Origin of the sequence: Acinetobacter sp. YH16052 (assembly GCF_013417155.1) — a bacterium.
GTDB lineage: Bacteria > Pseudomonadota > Gammaproteobacteria > Pseudomonadales > Moraxellaceae > Acinetobacter.
Window position 1 is genome coordinate 1 of sequence record NZ_VPEO01000124.1, and the last position, 1786, is coordinate 1786.

The 1786-nt window shown below is 34.0% G+C and carries 2 protein-coding genes; both read right to left on the reverse strand.

The window, feature by feature from the left end; translation table 11 throughout:
• Window positions 1-262 precede the first annotated feature (262 nt).
• Window positions 263-808, reverse strand: a complete 546-nt coding sequence (locus FTV42_RS16585; protein WP_179995796.1) for a plasmid replication DNA-binding protein — start codon at window positions 806-808, stop codon at window positions 263-265.
• 68 nt (window positions 809-876) lie between these two features.
• The coding region (gene repM / locus FTV42_RS16590; RefSeq protein ID WP_180039228.1) for a replication initiation protein RepM at window positions 877-1786 on the reverse strand (910 nt) is incomplete at its 5' end.

Sequence of the window (1786 nt, forward strand, 5' to 3'; positions counted from 1 at the left end):
TAAGTAATCATACCTAAAATACCAATCGGAAGGTATGTTAAATTTTCAAAAAAAAATTATCAATAATTATTTTAGATTTTCTAAAATTAACATAATACACGTTATACGAAACGTGTTATAATTTACTTTGAAATTCATATACTTATTTCAAAGTTTATAGCCCATCTTCCCCAAGGTGGGTTTTTTTTATGATTTTTCACGTTCCACGCCTATTCTTTGAGCAATGTTTCACGCTGTTGATTAGCTCAGTTGAATAATGCCCTTAGCCATTCGGCAAGAAAAACCGGCTTAACCACCCTCTTTTCGGCTGCTCCGGTTCAACATGTTCCGGCACTGGAATACGCTTATTTTCCGTCTGCTCCGGAGTAGTCAATCCGTCATAGTTCTGCTCAGGCTCTGGCCGAGGATCCGTTGCTATATCTTCATTAAATTTCTGATCGGTAAACGTAGTCATATTGGCTTTTGGGGCTTCTAGCAGTCGTTGTATTGCTTCTATTTGATTATCTTTTGCTTCTAGTTGTTCTCTTTGAAAAACTTCTCGCTCATGTGCAAGTTCTAGCTGTTTTTTAAGTATGTCTACTTGCTGTTTTAGCATGTCTACTTCTGTATCTTTTTGTACCGTAGTAGACTGTAACGTAGTTACATTATTATTTTTATTAGATGGCTCGCCAAATACTCGTATGGCTTCAGATAAATCTATTTTACCATCACTATTTTTTGATAAATCCCCTTTATTTATACGTTTATAGATACTTTGACGATTCATTCCATAGAGTTGAGCTAATTCAATAACAGATAGTGCTTTCATCATGTAACCCAAGTAAAAGTCTGTATGTCAGTAGACAATATTTAGTAATGTAACGTTACATCAATGATTTAACGATAGCCAACCTTTTCAAGCATGGGAGCAAACTCTTTTAACTTCTCAGAATCTTTAAGCATTTCAGCAATTCTTACTGCGAATTGAGGATAGCTTTCAGTTCCTTGAGAGTATTTACTCATTTCAGGAAGTTCAGATAGCTTATTGGAAAATAAGTGGCGTTGAGAGTCAGTCATTTTTTTTGAAAAAAGATCTAGATTGCCAGATATTGTCTGATTTTCTAATGATTTAGTTTTAGATTTTTTTTGTTTAAAAGAAAAAGAAAAACCAGATATTGAACGGCCTTTTTTATGCTGTTGGTAGGTTGCCTCTATATCTGTTTTTTCGCTAATTTCAGAAATGGCTAAGTCAAGAACTCTAGTTTTAAAGTGATCCATACGCTTGTATTCATTAACACCAATTCCAAGTTGTTCTCTAAAAGTTGCTAATTCAAATACTGGCGTTTTTCCAATAGCTTTCCATTGAATTAATAACTCGTATAATCTTGCTGAATATGTACTGTTAAGCTGGGCTGTTTGGCTTAGTAAATATTGAGTAAAAAAGTCTTTAATTCCATCAATTTTACTTATGCCTTGTACAACAGCTAAAGTGAAAACAAGTTCAATAGCCCCTTCATCATCTAGATATTTTACTTGCTGAATCCATCTACTTTTGACTAATTTCCCATCTTCATCAAAGAAGCTAAATCTTCTGTTAAATAAAGAATCCTCTGCTTCTTTCATTCTCTGATAAGCATTTTGCCTTGTTGTCCCAAAAACTTCAGCATATCTCAATGCATCTATTCGTAAAGGAGTATCTGTACTTAGTCCAGTACCCGTATGTCTAGCATCAACAATGGCTAATTGAACAATATGAAACTCTGATAAAGATAGAGTTTGAAAAGCTTGGTTTAACCGATTGGTTTTT

What these genes read in the sequence shown, in the direction of transcription:
- FTV42_RS16585 (WP_179995796.1), bottom strand. Translation starts at nt 808, where the DNA reads ATGAAAGCACTATCTGTTATTGAATTAGCTCAACTCTATGGAATGAAT.